Genomic DNA, 25318 nt, shown 5'->3' with positions numbered 1-25318 from the left:
CCTTGTGCCGCGAAAGGGCCGCAACGCGGCCCCAGTGGTTTCCATACGTAAAGAGAACCTGCAATGCCGCTGTCGAACATCCAGATCCTTCACGAAGACGCCGCCATCCTGGTGATCAACAAACCGACCCTGCTACTGTCGGTGCCGGGCCGCGCCGAGGACAACAAGGACTGCCTGATCACCCGCCTGCAGGAAAACGGCTACCCCGACGCCCTGATCGTCCACCGCCTGGACTGGGAAACCTCGGGGATCATCCTGCTCGCCCGCGACGCCGACAGCCACCGCGAACTGTCGCGCCAGTTCCACGACCGCGAGACGGAAAAGGCCTATACCGCGCTGTGCTGGGGGCAACCGTCCCTGGACAGCGGCAGCATCGACCTGCCGCTGCGCTACGACCCGCCGACCAAGCCGCGCCATGTGGTCGACCACGAGCAGGGCAAGCACGCCCTGACCTTCTGGCGCATCGTCGAACGCTGCGGTGATCATTGCCGGGTCGAGCTGACACCGATTACCGGGCGCTCGCACCAGTTGCGCGTGCACATGCTGTCGATCGGCCATCCGCTGCTGGGCGACCGGCTGTACGCCAACCCCGAGGCGCTGGCGGCCCATGAGCGGCTGTGCCTGCATGCATCGATGCTGAGCTTTACCCATCCGGTTTCGGGTGAGCGGTTGAAGTTCGAGTGTCCGGCGCCGTTCTGAGACACTGGCCCGCTCCCACGCCTCGCGAGCGGGCCGACACAAATTTTCGAGTATTTACGCTAAACTCGCGCCACTGCTGTCTGGAGTGACTTATGCGCGATGCCCTGAATGCCGGCCTGATCGAATTCCTCAAGGCCTCCCCGACGCCCTTCCATGCCACCGCCAGCCTCGCGCAGCGCCTCGAGGCCGCCGGCTACCAGCGCCTGGACGAACGCGACAGCTGGGCCACCGTGCCCGGTGGTCGCTACTACGTGACCCGCAACGATTCCTCGATCATCGCCATCAAGCTCGGCAAGCTCTCGCCGCTGCTGGGCGGCATCCGCATGGTCGGCGCCCACACCGACAGCCCGTGCCTGCGGGTCAAGCCGCAGCCCGAGCTGCAACGCCAGGGCTTCCTGCAACTGGGCGTCGAAGTGTACGGCGGCGCCCTGCTCGCGCCCTGGTTCGACCGCGACCTGTCGCTGGCCGGCCGAGTCACCTTCCGCCGTGATGGCAAGGTGGAGAGCCAACTGATCGACTTCAAGCTGCCGATCGCGGTGATCCCGAACCTGGCGATCCACCTCAACCGCACCGCCAATGAGGGCTGGCAGATCAACCCGCAGACCGAGCTGCCGCCGATCCTGGCCCAGGTGGCCGGCGATGAGCGCGTCGACTTCCGCGCCCTGCTCACCGAGCAGCTGGCCCGCGAGCACGACCTCAACGCCGACGTGGTGCTGGACTACGAGCTGAGCTTCTACGACACCCAGGACGCCGCGCTGATCGGCCTTAACGGCGACTTCATCGCCGCCGCCCGCCTGGACAACCTGCTGTCGTGCTATGCCGGCCTGCAGGCCTTGCTGGGTGCCGACAGCGACGAGACCTGCGTGCTTGTGTGCAACGACCACGAGGAAGTCGGCTCGTGCTCGGCCTGCGGCGCCGACGGCCCGATGCTCGAGCAGACCCTGCAGCGCCTGCTGCCCGAGGGCGATGATTATGTGCGCACCATCCAGCGCTCGCTGATGGTCTCGGCCGACAACGCCCACGGCGTGCACCCCAACTACGCCGACAAGCACGACGGCAACCACGGGCCCAAGCTCAACGCAGGCCCTGTGATCAAGGTCAACAACAACCAGCGCTACGCCACCAACAGCGAAACCGCCGGGTTCTTCCGCCACCTGTGCATGGCCGAAGAGGTGCCGGTGCAAAGCTTCGTGGTGCGCAGCGACATGGGCTGCGGCTCGACCATCGGCCCGATCACCGCCAGCCACCTGGGCGTGCGCACGGTCGACATCGGCCTGCCGACCTTCGCCATGCACTCGATTCGCGAGCTGTGCGGCAGCCATGACCTGGCGCACCTGGTGAAGGTGCTCAGCGCGTTCTACCGCAGTCGCGAACTGCCCTGAGACCGAGTCGCCTCTTCGCGGGCACGCCCGCGAAGAGGCCGGCACAGGCGACGCAACTGTCTCGGATCAACGCCCTCCTCGCGCAACCCGCTATGCTTAAGACATGCCCCACAGCAAAAGGATTGCCGTCCATGTCATCCCCCTTCCTCTCCCTGTTCGTGCCGGTGTTCCTGTTCCTGATGCTGCTGACCATCGGTTTCAGCCTGCGCGAGCGCAATGTCGGCGTGCTGATGATGTGGATCGGCACCCTCGGCATTTTCGGCCTCACCTGCTGGAAGATCCTCGAGAAACTGCCGTCGTAAACCACTACACTCGGGCAAACGTTTGACCTGAGGTAGAGTTTCCGGTGCCAGCCCTCCTGCGTTGCATCACGCTGCTGTTCCTGCTGTTCGTCACCCCGGTGCACGCCGCCGGCCTGCCGGGCCTGCTCGGCTCCAGCACACCCGCCCAGCCCGAGGCCAGCGAACCGCTGGGCAAGTCGCTGGACGAGGTGATCAAGAACCTGGAGAACGACCAGCAACGGGCCAAGCTGCTGGCCGACCTGAAGAAGCTGCGCGACGCCACCAAGCAATCGCAACCGACCGTCGAACAGGGTGTGCTCGGCCTGATCGGCGGCGCCCTGCACGACTTCGAGCAGCAGTTCAGCGGCGATGCCAGCCCGTTCAAGCGCTGGTCGCTGGAAATCGACCAGGCACAGGACGAACTGGCCGCGCTGGTGGTGCCGGTGCACCAGTGGCCGGCGATCCTGTTCGGCTTCGCGGGGGTGATCCTGGTCTGGAGCCTGTTGGCCTACGCCTTCAACTGGATCGGCCACCGCGTGCGCCTGCGCTTCGGCCTGACCGAGGAACTGCCCCAGCACCCGCGCACCTGGGACCTGGTGCGCTTCGCCCTGCGCAAGCTGGGGCCGTGGCTGGTGGCACTGGTGTTCACCGTGTACCTGAGCTTCGCCCTGCCCTCCTCGCTGGGCAAGTCGATGGCCATGGTGCTGGCCTACGCGCTGGTGGTCGGCACGCTGTTTTCAGCGATCTGCGTGATCGCCTTCTCGCTGCTCGATGGTCCGCACCGCCACCGCGCCCTGTACATCCTGCGCCACCAGGCGTTCCGCCCGCTGTGGCTGATCGGCAGCTTCGCCGCGTTCGGCGAGGCGATGAGCGATCCGCGCCTGACCACCGCCCTGGGCAGCCACCTGGCCCATGCCCTGGCCACCCTGGCCAACGTCGTCGCAGCGCTGTGCACCGGGCTGTTCATCCTGCGCTTTCGTCGCCCGATCGCCCACCTGATCCGCAACCAGCCCCTGTCCCGACGCCTGACCCGGCGCACCCTGAGCGACACCATCGAGCTGCTCGGCAGCTTCTGGTACGTCCCGGCGCTGATCCTGGTGGCGATCTCGCTGTTCGCCACCTTCGTCTCCGCCGGCGACACCAGCACCGCCCTGCGCCAGTCGCTGATGTGCACGGTGCTGGTGGTGGTGTGCATGGTGCTCAACGGCCTGGTCCGGCGCCACGCCGCCAAGCCCAGGCGCGCCAACAAGCGCCAGGCGGTCTACACCGAACGCCTGCGCAACTTCGGCTACGTGCTGGTGCACCTGTTCATCTGGCTGGTGTTCATCGAACTGGGCCTGCGCGTCTGGGGCCGCTCGATGATCAGCTTCGCCGAGGGCGACGGCCATGAAGTCAGCCTGCGCCTGCTGGGCCTGGCCGGCACGCTGATCGTCGCCTGGCTGGTGTGGATCCTCGCCGACACTGCCGTGCACCATGCCCTGGTGCGCTCGCGCCGCGGCCTGGCCAACGCCCGGGCGCAGACCATGATGCCCTTGATCCGCAACGTGATGTTCGTGGTGATCTTCATCATCGCGGTGATCGTCGCCCTGGCCAACATGGGCATGAACGTCACCCCGCTGCTGGCCGGTGCCGGCGTCATCGGCCTGGCCATCGGTTTCGGCGCCCAGTCACTGGTGGCCGACCTGATCACCGGGCTGTTCATCATCATCGAGGACTCGCTGGCCATCGACGACTACGTCGACGTCGGCGGCCACCTCGGCACGGTCGAGGGCCTGACCATCCGCACCGTGCGCCTGCGGGACATCGACGGCATCGTGCATACCATCCCGTTCAGCGAGATCAAGAGCATCAAGAACTACTCGCGGGAGTTCGGCTACGCGATCTTCCGCGTGGCCATCCCCCACAGCATGAACATCGACCAGGCCATCACGCTGATCCGCGAAGTGGGCCAGAAGCTGCGCAACGACCCGCTGATGCGCCGCAACATCTGGTCGCCGCTGGAATTGCAGGGGGTGGAGAGTTTCGAGTCGGGTTCGGCGATCCTGCGGGCGCGGTTCAAGACCGCGCCGATCAAGCAGTGGGAGGTGTCGCGGGCGTTCAACCTGGCGTTGAAAAGGCAGCTGGACGAAGCGGGGCTGGACCTGGCGACACCAAGGTTGTCGGTGCAGGTGGTGACGGCTGGCGGAGGCGGAGGCGGAGGATCTGATCAGATCGCACAGTAGGGACGTACGCTACCCCCTGTAGGAGCGGCCTTGTGTCGCGAAAGGGCCGCAAAGCGGCCCCAGCATTTTCTGCCCGTAGCTGAGATCCTGGGTCTGCTACGCAGCCCTTTCGCGACACAAGGCCGCTCCTACAGGGATTGGCGCAGGCTTGAGATTGTCTACCCAGCCTCGGCGCGAATGCGGATCGCATCGTGCCGCCAATATTCCAGGTCACAGTCAATCAGATGCCCATGCTGGTCGCTGTTGACCCGGGTGATGTGCAAGCCTGGGCTTCCCGCCGAAACCTTCAGCGCCCCCGCCGCCGCCACCGGCAACGCGGTCGGCAGGATCTCGAAGCACACCTGCCCATAGTGAATCGCATATTCCCGCGCATAGATCTCGGTCAACGACCGCGCCAGGTCCAGCTCGAGGATCCCCGGGAAGTAGCGCGGGTTGAGATAGTGCTCGGCGTACAGCACCGCACGCCCATCGATACGACGCAGACGGCAGATCCGCACCACGCTGGACAACGCCGGCAGGCGCAGGCGCGCGCAGATCGCCGCCGAGGCCGGCTGCAGGCGCGCCGACAGCAACTCGGTGCTCGGCACCCGCCCCTGGTCGCGGACCATCGCATGGAAGTGGCTGCGCTCGATCAGGTCGTAGGTCAGCCGCTCGGGCGCGACGAACCAGCCACGGCGCTCCTCGCGGTAGATCAGCCCCTGGGCCTCCAGCTGCACCAGCGCCTCGCGCAGGGTGATGCGCGTGGTGTCGAACACTTCGCTGAGCCTGCGCTCGGCCGGCAGCTTGCCGCCGGGGGCCAGCAGGCCGTGTTCGATCTGCTCCTGCAGGGCATGGCAGATGGCTGTTACCGCGCGCGGTGGCGTCGCTTGCATCAAAGGTTACCTATCTGGACTAGTCCAGCCCCATAAAGGGGCATGTGGCGATGGCTACAAGCCTAGGCAAGGCTGATGAACATCCTGTGACAAAGCCTCGCCCAGGGACTTGCCAGATCCGGGCCAGGCCACGCGATTCAAGGCTTTCGATGTGGTCTACGCTGTATTCCCAGAGCCATCGTCCGGCCACCCGCGCCCTCTCCTTACATCAAACTGTCACGCAACAGGCCTACCTTGGCTCAAGGTTTGCTGACCTAGACCAAGGGTTCGCAAGCACCGCTTCTGTTCATAACAACGAATGCAAGGCACCCACCAAAGGAGCTTCGGATGAAAAAGTTGTTCATGGCGTCACTGCTCGGTTCGGCCATCGCTTTTTGCACCTCGGCCATGGCCCAGGACCTCAAGGCCCTTGAAGACGCCGCCCGCAAGGAAGGCACCGTCAACAGCGTGGGCATGCCCGATGCCTGGGCCAACTGGAAAGGCACCTGGGAAGACCTGGCCAAGAAGTACGGTCTCAAGCACAGCGACACCGACATGAGCTCGGCCCAGGAGATCGCCAAGTTCGACGCCGAGAAGGACAACGCCAGCGCCGACATCGGCGACGTCGGCGCCGCCTTCGGCCCGATCGCAGTCACCAAGGGCGTCACCCAGGCCTACAAGCCAAGCACCTGGGACCAGGTGCCGGCGTGGGCCAAGGACCAGGACGGCCACTGGGCGCTGGCCTACACCGGCACCATCGCCTTCATCATCAACAAGGACCTGGTCAAGGAAGGCGAACGCCCCAGCACCTGGCACGACCTGGAAAAGGGCAAGTACAAGGTCGCCATCGGTGACGTCGGCACGGCCGCCCAGGCCGCCAATGGCGTGCTCGCCGCCGCCATCGCCTACAAGGGCGACGAAAGCAACATCGAGCCGGGCCTGCAGTTGTTCACCAAGCTGGCCCAGCAGAAGCGCCTGTCGCTGGCCAACCCGACCATCCAGACCCTCGAGAAGGGTGAGGTGGAAGTCGGCGTGGTGTGGGATTTCAACGGCCTGAGCTACCGCGACCAGATCGACCCGAAACGCTTCGAGGTGCTGATCCCGTCGGACGGCTCGATCACCTCCGGCTACACCACCATCATCAACAAGTACGCCAAGCACCCGAACGCGGCGAAGCTTGCCCGTGAGTACATCTTCAGCGATGCCGGACAGACCAACCTGGCCATCGGCCACGCCCGTCCGATCCGCGCCGAGCACCTGAAGCTGCCGGCGGATGTGCAGGCCAAGCTGCTGCCCAACGAGCAGTACAAGGCCGCCCAGCCGATCAAGAATGCCCAGGCCTGGGAAGCGACCTCCAAGGCCCTGCCGCAAAAGTGGCAGGAGCAAGTGATCATCGAGATGGAGTAAGGCCTGGCAGCTCTTCTGCCTTGACCGGCCCTTTCGCCGGCAAGCCGGCTCCTACAGGAGATGCGCCGAACCTGTAGGAGCCGGCTTGCCGGCGAAGGCCCCCACCGCGGAATTTTCCCGGAGCAATCATGCAACACAACGTCATCCTGGTCCTGCTCGACGGCCTCAACCACCAGGTCGCGCACCATGCCATGGGCCACCTGCACGCCTACGTCGAGGCCGACCGCGCCGCGCTGTACCGGTTGGAATGCGAACTGCCGTCGCTATCGCGACCGCTGTACGAATGCATCCTCACCGGCGTGCCGCCGATCGACAGCGGCATCGTGCATAACAACGTCAATCGCCTGTCCAACCAGCGCAGCGTGTTCCACTACGCCCGCGAGGCAGGCCTGGGCACTGCCGCCGCGGCCTATCACTGGATGAGCGAGCTGTACAACCGCTCGCCCTTCGACCCGCTGCGCGACCGCCACACCCATGCGCCGAAGCTGCCGATCCAGCACGGCCTGTTCTACTACGCCGACCACTACCCCGACTCGCACCTGCTGGCCGACGCCGAATACCTGCGCCGCCGCCATGCGCCGAACTTCCTGCTGGTGCACCCGATGAACATCGACGACGCCGGCCACCGCCACGGCCTGGACAGCAGCCAGTACCGCAACGCCGCGCGCAGCGCCGACATCCTGCTGGCCGACTACCTGCCGCGCTGGCTCGAGGAGGGCTATCAGGTGCTGGTCACCGCCGACCACGGCATGAACAACGACCGCTCGCACAACGGCTTGCTCGCCGAGGAGCGCGAAGTGCCGCTGTTCGTGTTCGGCGAGGCGTTCAGCCTCGATCCCGCGGCCAAGCCGTTGCAGACCGAGCTGTGCGGCACGATCTGCGAACTGCTCGGCGCCGCCCACGACAAACCGGTCTGCCGGGAGCTGCTCAAGTGAATGCAAGCCATCGCGGCCGCTACCTGGCCCTGCTCTGCCTGCTGCCGTTCGCCGTGTTCTTCATCATCTTCCAGGTCGCGCCGCTGGCCTGGGTCGCCCTCAACAGCCTGCAGAGCGAGAGCGGCTGGGGCCTGGCCAACTTCAGCAAGATCTTCGCCTCGAAGTTCTACCTGCAGGCGTTGCAACGCAGCCTGGAGATCAGCTTCTGGTCGAGCCTGTTCGGCATCGTCATCGCCACCCTGGGCGCCTATTCGCTGCGCCGGGTCGACTCGAAGCTGCGCGACTTCGTCAGCGCCTTCGCCAACATGACCAGCAACTTCGCCGGCGTACCCCTGGCGTTCGCCTTCATCATCCTGCTCGGCTTCAATGGCGCGCTCACCCTGCTGCTCAAGCAGATGGGCCTGCTCGGTGACTTCAGCATCTACTCCAAGACCGGCCTGATCCTGGTGTACACTTACTTCCAGATCCCCCTGGGCGTGCTGCTGCTCTACCCAGCCTTCGACGCCCTGCGCGAGGACTGGCGCGAATCGGCGGCCTTGCTCGGCGCCAGCCACTGGCAGTTCTGGCGGCATATCGGCCTGCCGGTGCTCACCCCGGCGCTGCTCGGCACCTTCGTCATCCTGCTGGCCAACGCCCTGGGCGCCTACGCCACCGTCTACGCCCTGACCACCGGCAACTTCAACGTGCTGCCGATCCGCATCGCTGGCCTTGTGGCCGGCGACATCAGCCTCGACCCGAACCTGGCCAGCGCCCTGGCGATGGTGCTGGTAGGCCTGATGACCGTGGTCACGGTGGTCCATCAATGGCTGCTCAAGAGGAGCTACCATGCGCGCTGAAAACAACGCCGGCGGGCTCTACCACCGCGCGGTGGTGTACCTGCTGTTCCTCATCCTGCTGCTGCCGCTGGCCGGCACCCTGCTCTACTCGCTGGCCACCAGCTGGTCAGCGACCCTGCTGCCCAGCGGGCTGACCTTCAAGTGGTACGTCGCGCTGTGGAGCGAGCCGCGCTTTCTCGCCGCCTTCGGCCAGTCGCTGCTGGTGTGCGTCGGCGCGCTGCTGCTGTCGGTGCTGCTGATCCTGCCGTTGCTGTTCGTGGTCCACTACCACTTCCCCAAGCTCGACGCGCTGATGAACATCCTCATCCTGCTGCCGTTCGCCGTGCCACCGGTGGTGTCGTCGGTGGGCCTGCTGCAACTGTACGGCAGCGGACCGATGGCCATGGTCGGTACGCCATGGATCCTGATCGGCTGCTACTTCACCATCGCCCTGCCGTTCATGTACCGGGCCATCACCAACAACCTGCAGGCCATCAACCTGCGCGACCTGATGGACGCCGCCCAGCTGCTCGGCGCCAGCACCTGGCAGGCGGCGTTCCTGGTGGTGCTGCCCAACCTGCGCAAGGGCCTGATGGTGGCGCTGCTGCTGTCGTTCTCGTTCCTGTTCGGCGAGTTCGTGTTCGCCAACCTGCTGGTGGGCACCCGCTACGAGACCCTGCAGGTGTACCTGAACAACATGCGCAACAGCAGCGGCCACTTCAACAGCGCGCTGGTCATCTCCTACTTCGCCTTCGTGCTGGTGCTGACCTGGGTCGCCAACCGCCTGAACAAGGACAAGACCTGACATGAGCTTCGTCAGCGTACAGAAACTGCAAAAGAGCTACGCCGGCAGCCCGGTGTTCGAGAACATCGACTGCCAGATCGAGCGCGGCGAGTTCGTCACCCTGCTTGGCCCGTCGGGCTGCGGCAAATCCACGCTGCTGCGCTGCATCGCCGGGCTGACCCCGGTGGACAGCGGGCGGATCCTCCTCGACGGCCAGGACATCGTGCCATTGAGCCCGCAGAAGCGCGGCATCGGCATGGTGTTCCAGAGCTACGCGCTGTTCCCCAACATGACCGTGGAACAGAACGTCGCCTTCGGCCTGCGCATGCAGAAGGTCAAGGCCGACGAAAGCCAGGCGCGGGTGCGCGAAGTACTCGACCTGGTCGAACTCGGCAGCTTCGCCGGACGCTACCCGCACCAGCTGTCCGGCGGCCAGTGCCAACGCGTGGCCCTGGCCCGCTCGCTGGTCACCCGCCCGCGCCTGCTGCTGCTCGACGAGCCGCTGTCGGCACTGGATGCGCGCATCCGCAAGCACCTGCGCGAACAGATCCGCGCCATCCAGCGCGAGCTGGGGCTGACCACCATCTTCGTCACCCACGACCAGGAAGAGGCGCTGACCATGTCGGACCGCATCGTCCTGATGAACCAGGGCCGCATCGTCCAGAGCGGCGATGCCGAGACCCTCTACACCGCGCCCGTGGACATGTTCGCCGCGGGCTTCATCGGCAACTACAACCTGCTCGACGCCGACAGCGCCAGCCGCCTGCTGCAACGCCCGGTCATCGGTCGCCTGGCGATCCGCCCGGAGTCCATCACCCTGGGCCTGAACGGTGAACTGGACGGCGAGATCCGCAGCCACAGCCTGCTGGGCAACGTCATTCGCTACCGGGTGCGGGTGCGCGACGTCGAGCTGGTGGTCGACGTGCTCAACCGCTGCGCGGCCGACCTGCACGCGGACGGGCAGCGGGTATCCTTGTCGATCGACCCCACGGCGCTACGGGAAGTGGCCTAAGGAGAAGCAACGCATGGCACTGGCAATCTTCGATCTGGACGAAACCCTGATCCACGGCGACTGCGCGTCGCTGTGGAGCGAGCAGATGGCCCGGCTGGGCTGGGTGGACGGCAAGGCTTTCCTCAAGCGCGACCATGAGCTGATGGAAGCCTACGGCAAGGGCCACCTGGCCATGGAGGACTACATGGCCTTCAGCCTGGAGCCCATCGCCGGACGTACCCTGGAAGAGGTCGAGCACCTGGTCGAGCCCTGGGTGGAGGATGTGATCGAGCCGATCATCTACGGCGACGCCTGCCGTTGCATCGCCGAACACCGCAAGCGCGGTGACCGGATCCTGATCATCTCGGCCAGCGGCACCCACCTGGTCGGGCCGATCGCGGCGCGCCTGGGCGTGGACGAGTACCTGGCCATCGAGCTGGAAGCGGTCAACGGCGTGTTCACCGGCAAGACCCACGGCGTGCTCACCTACCGCGAAGGCAAGATCACCCGCCTGCTGGAGTGGCTGGACCAGGAGCAGGAGAACCTGGAGGGCGCGAGTTTCTACTCGGATTCGCGCAACGACCTGCCGCTGCTGCTGAAGGTCGATCACCCGCACGTGGTGAACCCGGACCCGGTGCTGCGCGAGCATGCGCAGACCAATGGCTGGCCGATTCTGAGCTGGTCTTGACGCAGGAGTGCGGATGTACCGGCCAGTCATTGAGTGTGGCCGGTACAAGCACCATTGATCCGTCACGCTTGCCTCACCCGCCACAAATGTGCAGTATAGTGCGCACTGTGAGGACGGCCTCACGACGCTGTGCGTGAACATACCGGGGACGGCCCCATCATTGAATCGATGGAGACTCACCATGTCCTGGATCATCCTGTTCTTCGCCGGCCTGTTCGAAGTCGGCTGGGCTGTCGGCCTCAAGTACACCGACGGCTTCACCCGCCCCATGCCCACCATCCTCACCGTCGGCGCCATGGTCATCAGCCTTGGCCTGCTGGGCCTGGCCATGAAGGAGCTGCCGCTGGGCACCGCCTATGCCATCTGGACCGGCGTTGGCGCGGTCGGCACGGTGATCGCCGGGATCATCCTGTTCGGCGAATCCATGGCGCTGATCCGCCTGGCCAGTGTCGCACTGATCATCACCGGCCTGGTCGGCCTGAAGGTCAGCGCCAGCTGACCTCCCTCCGTTTCCCTTAGCGAACGTCGCCGCGCAGCAGGCTCACCTGCTCGCGCAGCGCCTCGGGCTGCGCCGCCTCCACCGGGATGGCGGCGCCGGCCACCAGGGTCACCCGCGACCACAGGCGCTTGAAGAAGCCCTTGTTCGGGTCGCGACTGAAGAAACTGCCCCACAGCCCCTGCAGCGCCAGCGGAATCACCGGTACCGGCGTCTCCTGCAGGATGCGGTTCACCCCACCTTTGAACACATCGATCTCACCGTCCGAACTCAGCTTGCCTTCGGGGAAAATACACACCAGCTCGCCGTCGGCCAGGTACTGGGCGATGCGGGCGAAGGCACGCTCGTAGGTGGCCTCGTCCTCGCCGCGCCCGGCGATGGGGATGGCGCCAGCGGTGCGGAACACGAAGTTGAGCACCGGCAGGTTGTAGATCTTGTAGTACATGACGAAACGGATCGGCCGGCGGATCGCCCCACCGATCAGCAGCGCATCGACGAACGACACATGGTTGCACACCAGCAGCGCCGCGCCCTCGTCGGGAATGCGCTGCAGCTCGCGGTGCTCGACCCGGTACATCGAGTGGCTGAGCAGCCAGATCAGGAAACGCATGGTGAATTCCGGCACGATGCGGAAGATGTAGGCGTTGACCGCGATATTGAGCAGCGACACCACCAGGAACAGCTGCGGGATGCTCAGCTTGGCCAGGCTCAACAGGACAATGGTGATGATCGCCGACACCACCATGAACAGCGCGTTGAGGATGTTGTTGGCGGCGATCACCCGGGCCCGCTGGTCTTCCGGGGTGCGCGCCTGGATCAGCGCGTACAGCGGCACAATGTAGAAACCGCCGAAAATGCCCAGGCCGACGATCGACAGCATGATCCACCAGGCCTGGCTCATGCCCAGCAACGCCAGCCAGTCATGGGGCACGGCGCCAGCCGGCACATCCCCCGAATGCCACCACCAGAGCAGGCCGAACAGGGTCAGGCCGAACGAGCCGAACGGCACCAGGCCGATCTCCACCTTGCGCCCGCTCAGGCGCTCGCACAGCAGCGAGCCGATGGCGATGCCCACCGAGAACAGGGTCAGCACCAGGGTCACCACGGTCTCGTCGCCGTGCAACCAGTCCTTGGCGTAGGCCGGGATCTGCGTGAGGTAGATGGCGCCGACGAACCAGAACCACGAGTTGCCGACGATCGAGCGCGACACCGCCGGGGTCTGGCCCAGGCCCAGGCGCAGGGTCAGCCAGGACTGCTTGAAGATGTTCCAGTCCAGCTTCATCTGCGGCGCGGCAGCGGCGGCGCGGGGGATCCAGCGGCTGGCCAGGTAGCCCAGCACGGCGGTGGCCACCACCCCGGCGGCGGCCAGTACCGCGTACTGTCTGGAGGACATCAGCATCCCGGCGCCGATGGTGCCGGCCAGGATCGCCAGGAAGGTACCCATCTCCACCAGGCCGTTGCCGCCTACAAGCTCCTCCTCGCGCAGGGCCTGGGGCAGGATCGAGTACTTCACCGGGCCGAACAGCGCCGAGTGGGTGCCCATGGCGAACAGCGCCACCAGCATCAGTTCAAGGTGATGGGTGACGAAACCGGTCGCGCCGATGGCCATGATGACGATCTCGGCCAGCTTGATCGCGCGGATCAGCCGGTCCTTGGCGAACTTCTCGCCGAACTGCCCGGCCAGCGCCGAGAACAGGAAGAACGGCAGGATGAACAGCAAGGCGCAGAGGTTGACCCAGATCGAGCGGTCGCCTTCCAGGCTCAGCTTGTAGAGGATCGCCAGGATCAGCGACTGCTTGAACAGGTTGTCGTTGAAGGCGCCCAGCGACTGGGTAATGAAGAACGGCAGGAAGCGCCGCTTGCCGAGCAGGGTGAATTGCGAGGGGTGACTCATCGTCCTTGTACCTGGTTGGGCTTTGTCATTGGAGGCACGTACAGCGTGATAAGCCACAAATCTGCACGGGAATGTCCATAGGCACAAGGAACTTGTGAGGGCGGGCTTTGCGAGCGCGGGCTTGCCCCGCGATAAGGCCTGTCGCCCCTATCGCGGGGCAAGCCCGCTCCCACAAAGCCCCCCCACAAAGCACAATAAAGTCAGTGCTGCGCGATACACGGCGATACGAACAGCTCGCCGCGCCAGGCACCCCGCAAGGTACGGCTGGCCACCACCGCCCAGAGCAAGGCCAGCGCCACCACCAGTACCAAGCCAAACACGCTGAAGAAACCGAGTCCCAACCAGGCCGCCAGCTTCAGGGTGGCCAGGCAGTACACCCCCAGCGGGAAGGTGAACCCCCACCAGCCCAGGTTGAACGGCATGCCCTGGCGCATGTAGCGCAGGGTGATCAGCACTGCCGTCAGCAGCCACCACAAGCCGGCGCCCCATAGCACGATACCGGCCACCAGCCCCAGTCCACGGGCCACCTCGCCGAGGCCGCCCAGACCATTGGCGGCGAAAACCGCGGGGGCATCGCCACCGAGCACCAGCATGCCCAGCGCACCGGTACCGATCGGGCCCAGCGCCAGCCAACTGGAGGCAGCCATGTTCGCCGGCGGCAGTTTATGCAGGGCCATGCGCAGCATGAGGATGGTGAGGATGCTGAACGCCACCGGCAACGACACCGCCCACATCACATAGCTGGTGATCACCACCAGGAACTGCCGGTGCGCATCCACCAGGTGCGGCGCCAGCAACCCGCCACTGGCGGCGGCGACCTCCGCTGCCACCACCGGCAGCAGCCACACCGCAGTCATCTGGTCGATGCTGTGCTCCTGGCGGGTGAACATCAGGTAGGGAATGGCCACGCCGCACAGCAGCGCCAGGCCCACGTCCAGCCACCAGAGCATTTCCACCCACGGCACCACCGCCTCGCCCCAGCGCGCCAGGCCGAATACCAGGGCGCCGTTGAGGATGGTGGCCAGGCCCATGGGAATGGTGCCGAAGAACATCGACACGGTGGAATGGGCGAAAATCCGCCGCGCCTCGTCGAAGAACATCACCCAACGGGCGCCATACAAGACGCAGAACAGGGTGAACAGGCCAATGGTCAGCCACCACAGGCCCTGGGCAAGGGTATCCAGCACTGGCACCTGCACCTGGTGCAACGCCAGGGCCAGCACGCCGGTACCCATGGTCGCGGCGAACCAGTTGGGGGTGAACTGGCGGATCACTTCGCGGGGATGGGCCAGATGGCTCAACGGGCGCCACGAGGGGGCGCGGGTCTGGATGCATGGCATGTGATGTCTCCTGGCCTTGTGTAAGGTGGATTTATCTTATGCTCCCGAAGAATATCTATATAACGGGTAATTTCTCTATCTGTTATCTGTTTTGCAGATATAGCTAAAGGCATAGGCTCTGGAATATGCTTGGCGCGGTTTTCCTGATGACAATAATGACAAGGACCTGTCGATGCTCACCGCCCTCAAGCGCTACCCCAACCCGGTACACCTGCTCCTGCTCACCACCTTCACCCTGACCATGGCCCGAGCGATCACCCTGCCCTACCTGGTGGTCTACCTGGCCGACAACTTCCAGCTCTCGGTCGGCCGTATCGGCCTGGTGATCGGCGGCGCGCTGATCGTCGCCTCGCTGCTGAGCCTGTACGGCGGACATCTGGTCGACACCGTGCGCAACCACACCCTGGTGATCGCCAGCCTGCTGGTGTTCGCCCTGGCCTTCGTCGGCGCCATCGCCAGTCGCTCGGCCGCGCTGTTCTTCCTCTGCCTGGTGGTGATCAACCTGGCCCTGGCGCTGGTCGACATCGCCGCCAAGGCCGCCTTCTGCGCCCTGTTGCCGGTGGAGCAGCGCGCCGAGGTGTTCGCCATCAAGTACACCCTGAGCAACATCGCCTATGCCGTGGGGCCGATGCTCGGCGTGGCCCTGATTGAGGTGGACGGCCACCTGCCCTTCGTGGTGTCGGCGCTGATCGGCCTCGCCATGTGCCTGGCCTACCAGCGCCTGGGCGTTCGCGACCTGCAGCCCCAGGACCGGCCGCAACCCGGCGCCGGCTTCGCCCAGGTGGCCCTGGGCCTGCTGCGCGACCGGCGGCTGGTGTGCTTCACCCTGGGCGGTGTGCTCAGCGCAGTGGTGTTCGGCCAGTTCACCGCCTACCTGTCGCAATACCTGGTGGTGACCCGCAACCCCGCCGAAGCGGCGCGACTGGTCGGCTACCTGGTCACCACCAACGCGGTGACGGTGATCGCCTTGCAGTACCTGATCGGCAAGCGCATCGACCGGCGCCGGCTGATGCCCTGGCTGATGGCCGGCATGGGCCTGTTCGTCGCCGGGCTGCTGGGCTTTTCCCTGGCCGGCACGGCGCTGGCCTGGTGCCTGGCGATGCTGGTGTTCACCCTGGGCGAGATCATCGTGATTCCGGCCGAGTACATGTTCATCGACCTGATCGCCCCGGAGCACCTGCGCGGCATCTACTACGGCGCGCAGAACCTGGGCAATCTGGGCGCGGCACTGGGGCCGGTGCTGGTGGGCGCCGCGCTGGGGCACCTGGTGCCGGTGGCGGTGTTCTATCTGCTGATCGGGTCGGTGATACTGGCAGGTGTGTTCTACTGGCTGGGGACGCGCCGACCCGAGTGATGCCATCGCGCGGCCCTGCGACGTCCTGCCACTGCGACCATGGTCGGCGCTGACGAACCGCGCCCTGCGTGCCAGACTGATTGATCGGGACCGCGTTTCTATTTTTGCTCCGGAGTTTGCATGTCGTTGTCCAGCGGGCTGATCGCCGTGGTCGCCCTGGCCTACATGGCCATCATGTTCGCCATCGCCTTCTATGGCGACCGCCGCAGCACGCCGTTGCCGCCGCGCCTGCGCGCCTGGGTGTACAGCCTGTCGCTGGCGGTGTACTGCACCAGCTGGACCTTCTTCGGCGCGGTCGGCCAGGCCGCCGAGCAGCTGTGGGCGTTCCTGCCCATCTACCTGGGCCCGGTGCTGCTGCTGATCTTCGCGCCCTGGGTGCTGCAGAAGATGGTGCTGATCAGCAAGCAGCAGAACATCACCTCGATCGCCGACTTCATCGCCGCCCGCTACGGCAAGTCGCAGACCCTGGCGGTGGTGGTGGCGCTGATCTGCCTGGTCGGCGTGCTGCCGTACATCGCCCTGCAGCTCAAGGGCATCGTGCTGGGGGTGAACCTGTTGATCGGCGCCAACGCCGATGCCACCGGCAGCCGGGTGCAGGACACCGCGCTAGTGGTGTCGCTGGTGCTGGCGCTGTTCGCCATCGTCTTCGGCACGCGCAGCCTGGACGTCACCGAGCACCACCGCGGCATGGTCCTGGCGATCGCCTTCGAGTCGCTGGTCAAGCTGCTGGCCTTCCTCGCCGTGGGTGCCTTCGTGGTGTTCAACCTGTACGACGGCTTTGATGACCTGTTCACCCAGGCCCAGCAGTCGGTGCACCTGAGCGACTACTGGGAAGAGACCATCAACTGGCCGTCGATGGTGGTGCAGACCGCCGTGGCGATGATGGCGATCATCTGCTTGCCGCGGCAGTTCCACGTCACCGTGGTGGAGAACATCGAGCCCCAGGACATGCGCCTGGCGCGCTGGGTGTTCCCACTGTACCTGGCCCTGGCCGCGCTGTTCGTGGTGCCCATCGCCCTGGCCGGGCAGATGCTGCTGCCGGGCACGGTGATCTCCGACTCGTTCGTGATCAGCCTGCCACTGGCCGAGGCTCACCCGAGCCTGGCCCTGCTGGCGTTCATCGGCGGCGCCTCGGCGGCCACCGGCATGGTCATCGTCGAGGCCGTGGCGCTGTCGACCATGGTCTCCAACGACATGCTGCTGCCCTGGTTGCTGCGGCGCAACAACGCCGAGCGGCCGTTCGAGGTGTTCCGCCACTGGATGCTCTCGGTGCGCCGAGTGACCATCGTCGTCATCCTGCTGCTGGCCTACGTCAGCTACCGCCTGCTCGGCTCCACCGCGAGCCTGGCGACCATCGGCCAGATCGCCTTCGCCGCGGTGACCCAGCTGACCCCGGCGATGCTCGGCGCGCTGTACTGGAAGCAGGCCAACCGCCGTGGCGTGTTCGCCGGCCTGGCCGCCGGCATCTTCCTGTGGTTCTACACCCTGGTGCTGCCGATCGCCGCCCACAGCCTGGGCTGGCCGCTGCAACTGTTTCCGGGCCTGGCCTGGCTGCACGGCAACCCGCTCAACCTGCCGATCACCCCGCTCACCCAGGGCGTGGTGCTGTCGCTGGCGGGCAACTTCACCCTGTTCGCCTGGGTTTCGATCCTGTCCCGCACACGGGTTTCCGAACACTGGCAGGCCGGGCGCTTCATCGGCCAGCAGACCAGCGCCCGCCCCTCCAGCAAACCCCTGCTGGCGGTGCAGATCGACGACCTGCTCAAGCTGGCCGCGCGCTTCGTCGGCGAGGAGCGCGCCCGGCAAAGCTTCATCCGCTTCGCCTACCGCCAGGGCAAGGGCTTCAACCCCAACCAGAACGCCGATGGCGACTGGATCGAGCACACCGAACGGCTGCTGGCCGGCGTGCTCGGCACCTCCTCGACCCGCGCCGTGGTCAAGGCCGCCATCGAAGGCCGCGACATGCAGCTCGAGGACGTGGTGCGCATCGCCGACGAAGCCAGCGAGGTGCTGCAGTTCAACCGCGCGCTGCTGCAGGGCGCCATCGAGAACATCAACCAGGGCATCAGCGTAGTCGACCAGAACCTGCGCCTGGTGGCCTGGAACCGCCGCTACCTGGAGCTGTTCAACTACCCCGACGGCCTGATCAGCGTCGGCCGGCCAATTGCCGACATCATCCGCTACAACGCCGAGCGCGGCCTGTGCGGGCCGGGCGAGGCCCAGGTGCATGTGGCGCGGCGCCTGCACTGGATGCGCCAGGGCCGCGCCCACTCCTCCGAACGGCTGTTCCCCAATGGCCGGGTGATCGAGCTGATCGGCAACCCGATGCCCGGCGGCGGCTTCGTCATGAGCTTTACCGACATCACCCCGTTCCGCGAGGCCGAGCAGGCCCTGCGCGACTCCAATGAGGGCCTGGAGCAACGCGTCGCCGAGCGCACCCACGAACTGTCGCAGCTCAACCAGGCGTTGACCGAGGCCAAGAGCCGCGCCGAGGCGGTCAGCCAGTCCAAGACCCGCTTCCTCGCCGCCGTCAGCCACGACCTGATGCAGCCGCTCAACGCCGCCCGGCTATTCTCCGCCGCCCTGTCGCAGCAGGCCGAGGCCATGAACGACGAGGCCCGGCAACTGGTGCAGCACATGGACAGCTCGCTGCGCTCGGCCGAGGAGCTGATCAGCGACCTGCTCGACATCTCGCGCCTGGAGAACGGCAAGGTCACCCCCGACATCAAGCCCTTCGCCCTCAACGAGCTGTTCGACACCCTCGGCGCCGAGTTCAAGGTACTGGCCGCCGAGAAGGGCCTGGAGTTCCGCTTACGCGGCAGCCGCCTGCGGGTGGACAGCGACATGAAGCTGCTGCGCCGGGTGCTGCAGAACTTCCTCACCAACGCCCTGCGCTACGGCAAGAGCCCACTGCTGCTGGGGGCACGGCGTCAAAGTGGACGCCTGTGGCTGGAGGTGTGGGACCGTGGCCCGGGCATCGCCGACGACAAGCTGCAGGTGATCTTCCAGGAGTTCAAGCGCCTGGACAGCCACCAGACCCGCGCCGAGAAGGGCCTGGGCCTGGGCCTGGCGATCGCCGACGGCCTGTGCCGGGTGCTCGGGCATCCGCTGGAGGTGCGCTCCTGGCCGGGCAAGGGCAGCGTGTTCCGCGTCAGCGTGCCCATCGCCCACAGCCCCGCGCCCGCGACGCCCGCCCCTGTCGAGCAGGCCGGGCAGCCGCTGGCCGGCCTGCAGGTGCTGTGCGTGGACAACGAGGACAGCATCCTGATCGGCATGAACAGCCTGCTCAGCCGCTGGGGCTGCCAGGTGTGGACCGCGCGCAACCAGGCCGAATGCGAGGCCCTGCTCGGCAAGGGCCTGCGCCCGCACCTGGCGCTGGTGGACTACCACCTGGATGACGGCGAGACCGGCACCGGGCTGATGGGCTGGCTACGAACGCGCCTGGGCGAGCCGGTGCCCGGCGTGGTGATCAGCGCCGACGGACGCAACGAGACCATCGCCCTGGTGCATGCTGCGGGCCTCGACTACCTGGCCAAGCCGGTCAAGCCGGCGGCCCTGCGCGCCCTGCTCAATCGGCATCTGAGCCTGGTTCAGTAAGCGCCTCGTCGCTCAGGGCGCGCTCGATCAAATCGGCCGGCAGGCTCTTGCTGGCCCGGGCACCGAGCAGCTTGAGCTGCTCGCTGCGGCTGACCAGGTTGCCACGCCCCTCGCACAGCTTGTTACGCGCCGCGGCGTAAGCCTTGTCCACCTGGGCCAGGCGCGCGCCGAGCTCGTCCAGGTCCTGGATGAACAGCACGAACTTGTCGTACAGCCAGCCGGCGCGCTCGGCGATCTCACGGGCGTTCTGCCCCTGGCGCTCCTGCTTCCACAGGCTGTCGATCACCCGCAGGGTGGCGAGCAAGGTGGTCGGGCTGACGATCACGATCTGCCGGTCGAAGGCCTCCTGGAACAGGTTGGGCTCGGCCTGCAACGCCGCCGAGAAGGCTGCCTCGATGGGCACGAACAGCAGCACGAAATCGAGGCTGTGGAGGCCTTCCAGGCGGTTGTAGTCCTTGCTCGACAACCCCTTTACGTGGTTGCGCAGTGACTGCACGTGCTGCTTGAGCGCGGCTTCGTCGTTGTTGCCGACGAACTGCTGGTAGGCCGTCAGGCTGACCTTGGCGTCCACCACCACCTGCTTGTCGCCCGGCAGCATGATCAATACATCGGGCTGGAAGCGCTCGCCATCGGCGCTGCGCAGGCTGACCTGGGTCTGGTACTCGCGGCCCTTCTCCAGGCCCGCGTGCTCCAGCACCCGCTCCAGGATCAGTTCGCCCCAGTTGCCCTGGGTCTTCTGGCCCTTGAGCGCCTGGGTGAGGTTGGTGGCCTCGTCGGACAGGCGCAGGTTGAGCTGCTGCAGGCGCTCAAGCTCCTTGCCCAGGGAGAAGCGCTCGCGGGCTTCCTGCTGGTAGCTTTCCTCGACGCGCTTCTCGAACGCCTGGATACGCTCCTTGAGCGGGTCGAGCAATTGGCCCAGGTGCTGCTGGCTGGTCTGGGCGAAGCGTTGCTCGCGCTCGTCGAAGATCTTGGTGGCCATGTCGGCGAACTGCGCGCGCAGGGTGTCGCGGGCCTCCTGCAAGTCCTCGAGGCGTTGCTGGTGGCTCTCCTGCTGCTCCCGCAGCTCCGCCTCAAGGCGTGCGGCCTGGGCCTCGAGGCGCCGCAGCTCGGCCTCGCGGTTGGCGCGCTCCAGGTGCCAGGCATGGGCGGCGTCACGGGCGTTGTCGCGGTCGATCTGCAGCAGTTCCAGTTCCCGTCCCTGGGCGGCCAGCTGGGTCTGCTTGACGGTGTTGGCCTCACTGAGGTCGCTGATCTCGTCGCGGCTGGCCTCCAGCTGCGCCTGCAGGCCGGCCTGGATCAGCTGGGCGGCATTCAGGCGTTCTTCGAGCAAGGCCTGCTCGGCCTTGCGCGCGCCCTGGCCGCGCTGCACCTGCATGACCCAGCCCAGGCAGGGCACGGCGCCCGCCACCAAGCCCAGCAGAATGCTGGTCAGATCCACTGTCATGCTTACCCCGATCGAACGTTGACGAATGCTGCGCAGCTTATCAGCCTGGTGGCTGGGTTGCCTGATCAGTGCCCCCTGTAGGAGCGGCCTTGTGCCGCGAGAGGGCCGTGTAACGGCCCCGGGGTTCAGCGTTGACGCAAAGATCGTCGGGGCCGTTGCACGGCCCTTTCGCGGCACAAGGCCGCTCCTACAGGGGGAACGCGAGGATTGATACTCCGCTAACCACCGAACCACTGGCGCAACAATCGCCGCGCCTCCTGCGAGCCCTGCCCCGCCGCCAGCTCCAGCCAGTAGCGGGCCTGCTCCGGCTCCTGGGCCTGGCACAACCGCCCATATTCCAACTGGGCCCGACGATCACCGGCGCGGGCCGCCTGACGCAGCAGTTCATGGCCGATGCGCCGGTCGCGGGCATTGCCGCAGTCGCGGCAGAGCATCTGCCCCAGACGACTCTGCGCCACCACCACGCCCTGGCGCGCCGGCTGCTTGAGCATGCGCCCGGCCAGATGCTTGACGCTGGGCTTGTCACCCAGGCGCGGGCTGTCGAGCAGCCACAGGGCCACTTTCAGGGAGAAACGCTTGGGGGAAGGCAGCGATGGCGAGGCATCAGGACTGGCGAGGTGTTTACCGCGAAGCTTCATGACCAACAGCAAGGGTGACTCGAGAGGCGCGCCACTCTACTCCATTTTTCGTGGGCTGGCCCGGGCGACTTTCGGCTGATCGACATTTTTTTCCATGATTTTTTCTTGACGTTTTCTCAGGGAAAATGCCCATGCCACCCCCGCCCACCGATTGTCGGACAATCGATGAAACAGCTGGCACGCCCGTCCTAGAGCAAGTCCCCGGGACAATCCACAGAACCTGTGGATAACTCGGTGGACAACCCCTTGAGGCAGCCCGCAAACCCCTATGAAATGGGGCTTTCAGTCAAACTGTCGATTTTTTCACCAGCTAAAATTAGTGTTTTTTTTCATTGACTTAAGCCCCCAGTCAAGTCATTGGCGAGCCGTCCACAGGATGTTGCAGGAGGGTTACAACTGTTCAGCCGAGTGTGTACAACTGCACTAACAAACGGCATCGCGGTGCACGAAAACGGTACAGGCGGGCAATTGGCCGGGCATTTTCCCCTCTTCACAGCAGGCGCGATTGACGACATAATGATCGGCTTCCCAGCAGAACACCCAAAGCTTGCCAACCCCGAAAAGTTCGTGTAGGGTTGCGCCCCGTTAGTACCCAGCTGAAGTCATTCTGGCCACTCAGTCCCCACAGCTCACTGCTCGACAACGAGCAAGCACTGCCCCATCGGGACCGGCCCATTCGATGATTCACTCGGCAGACCTTGCCCAGCACGAATCACGTTTCAGATTGATCAGGATCTTCCCCGACGCCCAGAACCCTGGTGTCGGTGTGCTGCCTGCCTTCTGTCGTACCTACCAGTCAGCCCAGCGCCACCTATTGCATGCGCCTCTCTGGCTGCCCTGTTCCAGTCAGGTTCTGCGTCTCCTTAATAAAGACGTCACTGGAACGTTTCTATTGTGCACGGATCAAACACCGTGTCTTACGCAGGAACATCCAACAATATGAGTAACCATCAACAGATCCAGGCTGCCTTTGGCACCCTTTCCCAGGCCTTCGCCCCACTGAAGTGCCTTATCGTTGCCCCACGCAAGGGCAGCTTCAGCTTCACCCTGGTCGACGAGCATGGCATCGCCTGCCACAGCGAGCGCCTCTACCCGGAACAGTACAACCGGGCCGAACCGCTGCAGGCGGTGATCGAGCGCACCCGCCAGTCGCTGACTGCATGAACGAATGGCGGGTGATTCACGCCATGAATACGCCATGCAACACCCAGCCTGAAGGTAATTGGCCTAATCGCCAGCGGGCATATGCCCCGCGCCTTCGGGCTGCAATCGATTTAAAAACAGCCCTTTACACCACAGTTATCACACTACACTTCAACTCGAGCGGCACCTGCCGCTTCCGGCGGGCCTGACCACTCACCAGCTGCCAAGCTCCAGCGCCCGTCGGCCCTTTTCAGCAGAGGGCATCATGGGCATCGCTGCGAACGAGTTGAGTCGATATGTGATCCGACCGACCCTGATCTACCTGGGTCGTCACTGCGACAGCGCCGAAGCTTTGTTACTGGGCGTTGCCGCGAGTCAGTCTGCGCTGGGGGCCGCCCTGCATGACCGACGTGGCCATGGGCTCTACCGAATCGGTGGGAATCGTCACCGTTGCCTGTGGGACGAATACCTGGCCCGCGACCCCGAACTGGCGAGCCTGGTGCGTGGCCTGGCCAGCCAGCACGCCTTCCTCGGCGGCCCGCACCTCGAACTGACCGTCAACCTGCGCTACGCCACTGCCATCGCCTGGATGCTGATCGAAGAGCAGGCCATGCCCTTGCCGGCAGCCGACGATCTGCTGGGCCTGGCGCGGATCTGGCGGCAGACTTTCCAACCCCAGGGCCGCCTGCGGGATTTCACCCAGGCCTGGCACCACTGCATCGAGCCGATGCTCACCCCTGCCTCCTGAGCCAACGCGTCCTACAACCGGAATAAACGGAATTTTGGTCGGATTGTCCTACAAAACCGCTCTATCTCCTGCGTTTCAGCCTATGGCGCAGCGCGGCATTTGTTGGTAGCTTTTCGCCCCGGAGATCCCAAGGAGTTTTCTAATAATGAAAAAAGTTATGCTCAAAACCTCTCTCGGCATTGCCGTTGCCCTCGCTTCCAGCCAATTGCTCGCCAGCGGCTTTGCCCTGAACGAACAGAGCGTCAGCGGCATGGGGACAGGTTTCGCGGGTCGTTCTTCTTCTGCCGAAGATGCCAGCACCGTGTATGGCAACCCGGCGGGCATGTCCCGCCTGAAGCGCGACCAGATGACCGTCGGTGGTGCCGCGGTCATCGCCAAGTCCGATATTTCCGGACGCGGCAGTAACAAAGGGGGGGAAATGGACGGTGACATGGTGCCCGTGGTCGGCGTGCCGATGGGTTACTACGTCAAGTCCATCGATGACCACTGGAGCGTCGGTTTCGGCGTCTACGTGCCGTTCGGCCTGGTCACCGACTACGGTAGCGACGATGCCGCGCGCTACTGGGGCAAGAAGAGCCATGTCGAGGTCGTGACCTTCCAGCCGACCGTGAGCTATGCGTTCAACGACAAGGTCTCGATCGGTTTCGGCCCGACCATCAACCGCATCAAGGGTGAACTGGGTTCGAACCTGGCCAGTATCTCGCCGCTGCGTCCGGCTGATGGCGAGGTGAAGATCAAGGGCGACGACACCGCCGTCGGCTACAACATCGGTATTCTGGTGCAGGCCACCGACCGCACCCGCGTCGGCCTGACCTACCACTCGATGGTCGACTACAAGCTCGAAGGCAAGACCAAGGTCAGCTACCCGCTGCTCGGCCTGGACGGCAACAAGTTCGATGCCACCCTGAAGATCAAGACCCCCGAGTCGGTGGACTTCTCGGTCACCCACGAACTGGACGACAAGTGGACTCTGTACGCAGGCAGCACCTGGACCCGCTGGAGCCGCCTGGAGAACATCACGGTCAACAACGAAGTGCCGGCAGGCCCTGCCGGGCAGTTCAAGACCATCAACGAGGAACAGAACTGGCACGACACCTGGGCTCACGCCATTGGCGCCTCCTACAAGGTGAACAAGGAGTGGGTCCTGCGCACCGGCTTCTCGGTTGACCAGTCGCCGACCAACAACACCAACCGCTCCCCGCGCATCCCTACTGGCGATCGCAAGATCTTCAGCATCGGCGCAGGCTGGAGCCCGACCGACGACATGACCATCGACGTGGCCTACTCCTACCTGTGGGAAGAGGACACCAAGGTCAACAACCAGCCGCACAGCCTGACCGAGGCCGGCCTCAAGGGCAGCTACCAGGCCAAGTACGAAAACAGCGCCCACGGCGTTGGTGCTTCGCTGACCTACCGCTTCTGAGTGGCACCCGCTGCATGAAAAAACCGCCCTCGTGGCGGTTTTTTCATGTCTGCACGCACCACCGCACGCCAAAGTACTCTTGGTTTGCCTTCCACATGTCAGCAATCATGACCCCGTTGATGTGTTTCGTCATTACAGTTGCCAATGTCGAACTCAACTCTGAATGAGTTCAAAGTCTATTGACTT

General features: G+C 65.2%; 21 protein-coding genes. 16 read left to right on the top strand and 5 right to left on the bottom strand.

Going from position 1 to position 25318, the window contains the following annotated elements; genetic code table 11:
• Nucleotides 1–63: 63 nt before the first annotated feature.
• The 4 genes from V0R62_RS22495 to V0R62_RS22480 all read left to right on the top strand — a co-directional run bounded on the left by V0R62_RS22495 (nt 64) and on the right by V0R62_RS22480 (nt 4584).
• On the top strand, nt 64–699 hold the full coding sequence (locus tag V0R62_RS22495; RefSeq protein WP_330105273.1) for an RluA family pseudouridine synthase: 636 nt from the start codon (nt 64–66) through the stop codon (nt 697–699).
• 92 nt (nt 700–791) lie between these two features.
• Complete coding sequence (locus V0R62_RS22490) at nt 792–2081, top strand: M18 family aminopeptidase (RefSeq protein ID WP_028690868.1); 1290 nt, start codon at nt 792–794, stop codon at nt 2079–2081.
• A 131-nt stretch (nt 2082–2212) separates the two neighbouring features.
• A complete protein-coding gene (locus V0R62_RS22485) occupies nt 2213–2383 on the top strand; it encodes a hypothetical protein (protein WP_167388396.1) in 171 nt (56 codons plus the stop codon).
• 44 nt (nt 2384–2427) lie between these two features.
• The gene (locus V0R62_RS22480; RefSeq protein ID WP_330105272.1) at nt 2428–4584 is read left to right on the top strand and encodes a mechanosensitive ion channel family protein; all 2157 of its coding nucleotides are present in this window, start codon (nt 2428–2430) and stop codon (nt 4582–4584) included.
• Between the two features lie 158 nt (nt 4585–4742).
• Here V0R62_RS22480 and V0R62_RS22475 read toward each other — a convergent pair whose 3' ends face one another.
• Entirely contained in the window at nt 4743–5456 is a 714-nt protein-coding gene (locus V0R62_RS22475) for a UTRA domain-containing protein (protein WP_186712772.1), read from the bottom strand.
• A gap of 327 nt (nt 5457–5783) precedes the next feature.
• On the opposite strand from V0R62_RS22475, the gene V0R62_RS22470 reads away from it, so the two are divergent.
• From V0R62_RS22470 to sugE, 7 genes are all read left to right on the top strand, one after another.
• A complete protein-coding gene (locus tag V0R62_RS22470) occupies nt 5784–6842 on the top strand; it encodes an ABC transporter substrate-binding protein (protein ID WP_330105271.1) in 1059 nt (352 codons plus the stop codon).
• A 128-nt stretch (nt 6843–6970) separates the two neighbouring features.
• Nucleotides 6971–7777: an alkaline phosphatase family protein gene (locus V0R62_RS22465; protein ID WP_186712771.1), complete on the top strand. Its 807-nt coding sequence runs from the start codon at nt 6971–6973 to the stop codon at nt 7775–7777.
• Nucleotides 7774–8613 carry an ABC transporter permease gene (locus tag V0R62_RS22460; RefSeq protein WP_011532723.1) on the top strand — a complete coding sequence of 280 codons (840 nt, stop codon included), beginning with the start codon at nt 7774–7776 and terminating at the stop codon, nt 8611–8613. The genes V0R62_RS22465 and V0R62_RS22460 overlap by 4 nt, the downstream gene beginning before the upstream one ends.
• Nucleotides 8603–9397: an ABC transporter permease gene (locus tag V0R62_RS22455; protein ID WP_186733775.1), complete on the top strand. Its 795-nt coding sequence runs from the start codon at nt 8603–8605 to the stop codon at nt 9395–9397. The genes V0R62_RS22460 and V0R62_RS22455 overlap by 11 nt, the downstream gene beginning before the upstream one ends.
• 1 nt (nt 9398) lies before the next feature.
• Nucleotides 9399–10388 carry an ABC transporter ATP-binding protein gene (locus V0R62_RS22450; protein WP_330105270.1) on the top strand — a complete coding sequence of 330 codons (990 nt, stop codon included), beginning with the start codon at nt 9399–9401 and terminating at the stop codon, nt 10386–10388.
• A gap of 13 nt (nt 10389–10401) precedes the next feature.
• On the top strand, nt 10402–11055 hold the full coding sequence (locus tag V0R62_RS22445) for an HAD family hydrolase (RefSeq protein ID WP_028690877.1): 654 nt from the start codon (nt 10402–10404) through the stop codon (nt 11053–11055).
• Between the two features lie 181 nt (nt 11056–11236).
• Nucleotides 11237–11554 (top strand): quaternary ammonium compound efflux SMR transporter SugE, encoded by a 318-nt coding sequence (gene sugE, locus V0R62_RS22440; protein WP_050704569.1) that lies wholly within the window; start codon nt 11237–11239, stop codon nt 11552–11554.
• Between the two features lie 16 nt (nt 11555–11570).
• Here the strand turns inward: sugE and V0R62_RS22435 are convergent, their stop codons facing one another.
• Together V0R62_RS22435 and V0R62_RS22430 are read right to left on the bottom strand one after the other, a co-directional pair.
• A complete protein-coding gene (locus V0R62_RS22435) occupies nt 11571–13445 on the bottom strand; it encodes an MFS transporter (RefSeq protein WP_330105269.1) in 1875 nt (624 codons plus the stop codon).
• Between the two features lie 200 nt (nt 13446–13645).
• Nucleotides 13646–14785, bottom strand: a complete 1140-nt coding sequence (locus tag V0R62_RS22430; RefSeq protein ID WP_330105268.1) for a TDT family transporter — start codon at nt 14783–14785, stop codon at nt 13646–13648.
• A 172-nt stretch (nt 14786–14957) separates the two neighbouring features.
• Between V0R62_RS22430 and V0R62_RS22425 the strand changes: the two genes are divergently transcribed.
• Both V0R62_RS22425 and V0R62_RS22420 read left to right on the top strand, forming a co-directional pair.
• Entirely contained in the window at nt 14958–16139 is a 1182-nt protein-coding gene (locus tag V0R62_RS22425) for an MFS transporter (RefSeq protein WP_330105267.1), read from the top strand.
• Nucleotides 16140–16259: 120 nt separating this feature from the next.
• Nucleotides 16260–19736: a hybrid sensor histidine kinase/response regulator gene (locus V0R62_RS22420; protein ID WP_330105266.1), complete on the top strand. Its 3477-nt coding sequence runs from the start codon at nt 16260–16262 to the stop codon at nt 19734–19736.
• On the opposite strand, the gene rmuC is transcribed toward V0R62_RS22420, so the two are convergent.
• Both rmuC and V0R62_RS22410 read right to left on the bottom strand, forming a co-directional pair.
• Nucleotides 19708–21066, bottom strand: a complete 1359-nt coding sequence (rmuC, locus tag V0R62_RS22415; protein ID WP_330105274.1) for a DNA recombination protein RmuC — start codon at nt 21064–21066, stop codon at nt 19708–19710. The genes V0R62_RS22420 and rmuC overlap by 29 nt on opposite strands.
• Nucleotides 21067–21398: 332 nt before the next feature.
• On the bottom strand, nt 21399–21818 hold the full coding sequence (locus tag V0R62_RS22410; RefSeq protein ID WP_330105265.1) for a tetratricopeptide repeat protein: 420 nt from the start codon (nt 21816–21818) through the stop codon (nt 21399–21401).
• A gap of 939 nt (nt 21819–22757) precedes the next feature.
• On the opposite strand from V0R62_RS22410, the gene V0R62_RS22405 reads away from it, so the two are divergent.
• The 3 genes from V0R62_RS22405 (at nt 22758) to V0R62_RS22395 (ending at nt 25132) form a co-directional block, all read left to right on the top strand.
• The gene (locus tag V0R62_RS22405; RefSeq protein ID WP_050704563.1) at nt 22758–22982 is read left to right on the top strand and encodes a hypothetical protein; all 225 of its coding nucleotides are present in this window, start codon (nt 22758–22760) and stop codon (nt 22980–22982) included.
• Between the two features lie 244 nt (nt 22983–23226).
• Complete coding sequence (locus V0R62_RS22400; RefSeq protein WP_186712763.1) at nt 23227–23709, top strand: hypothetical protein; 483 nt, start codon at nt 23227–23229, stop codon at nt 23707–23709.
• A gap of 145 nt (nt 23710–23854) precedes the next feature.
• On the top strand, nt 23855–25132 hold the full coding sequence (locus V0R62_RS22395; protein ID WP_330105264.1) for an OmpP1/FadL family transporter: 1278 nt from the start codon (nt 23855–23857) through the stop codon (nt 25130–25132).
• Nucleotides 25133–25318: the final 186 nt, after the last annotated feature.

The organism is Pseudomonas carassii, from assembly GCF_036324045.1.
GTDB classification, from domain to species: domain Bacteria; phylum Pseudomonadota; class Gammaproteobacteria; order Pseudomonadales; family Pseudomonadaceae; genus Aquipseudomonas; species Aquipseudomonas peradeniyensis.
This window is presented reverse-complemented; position numbering and strand designations above follow the sequence as displayed.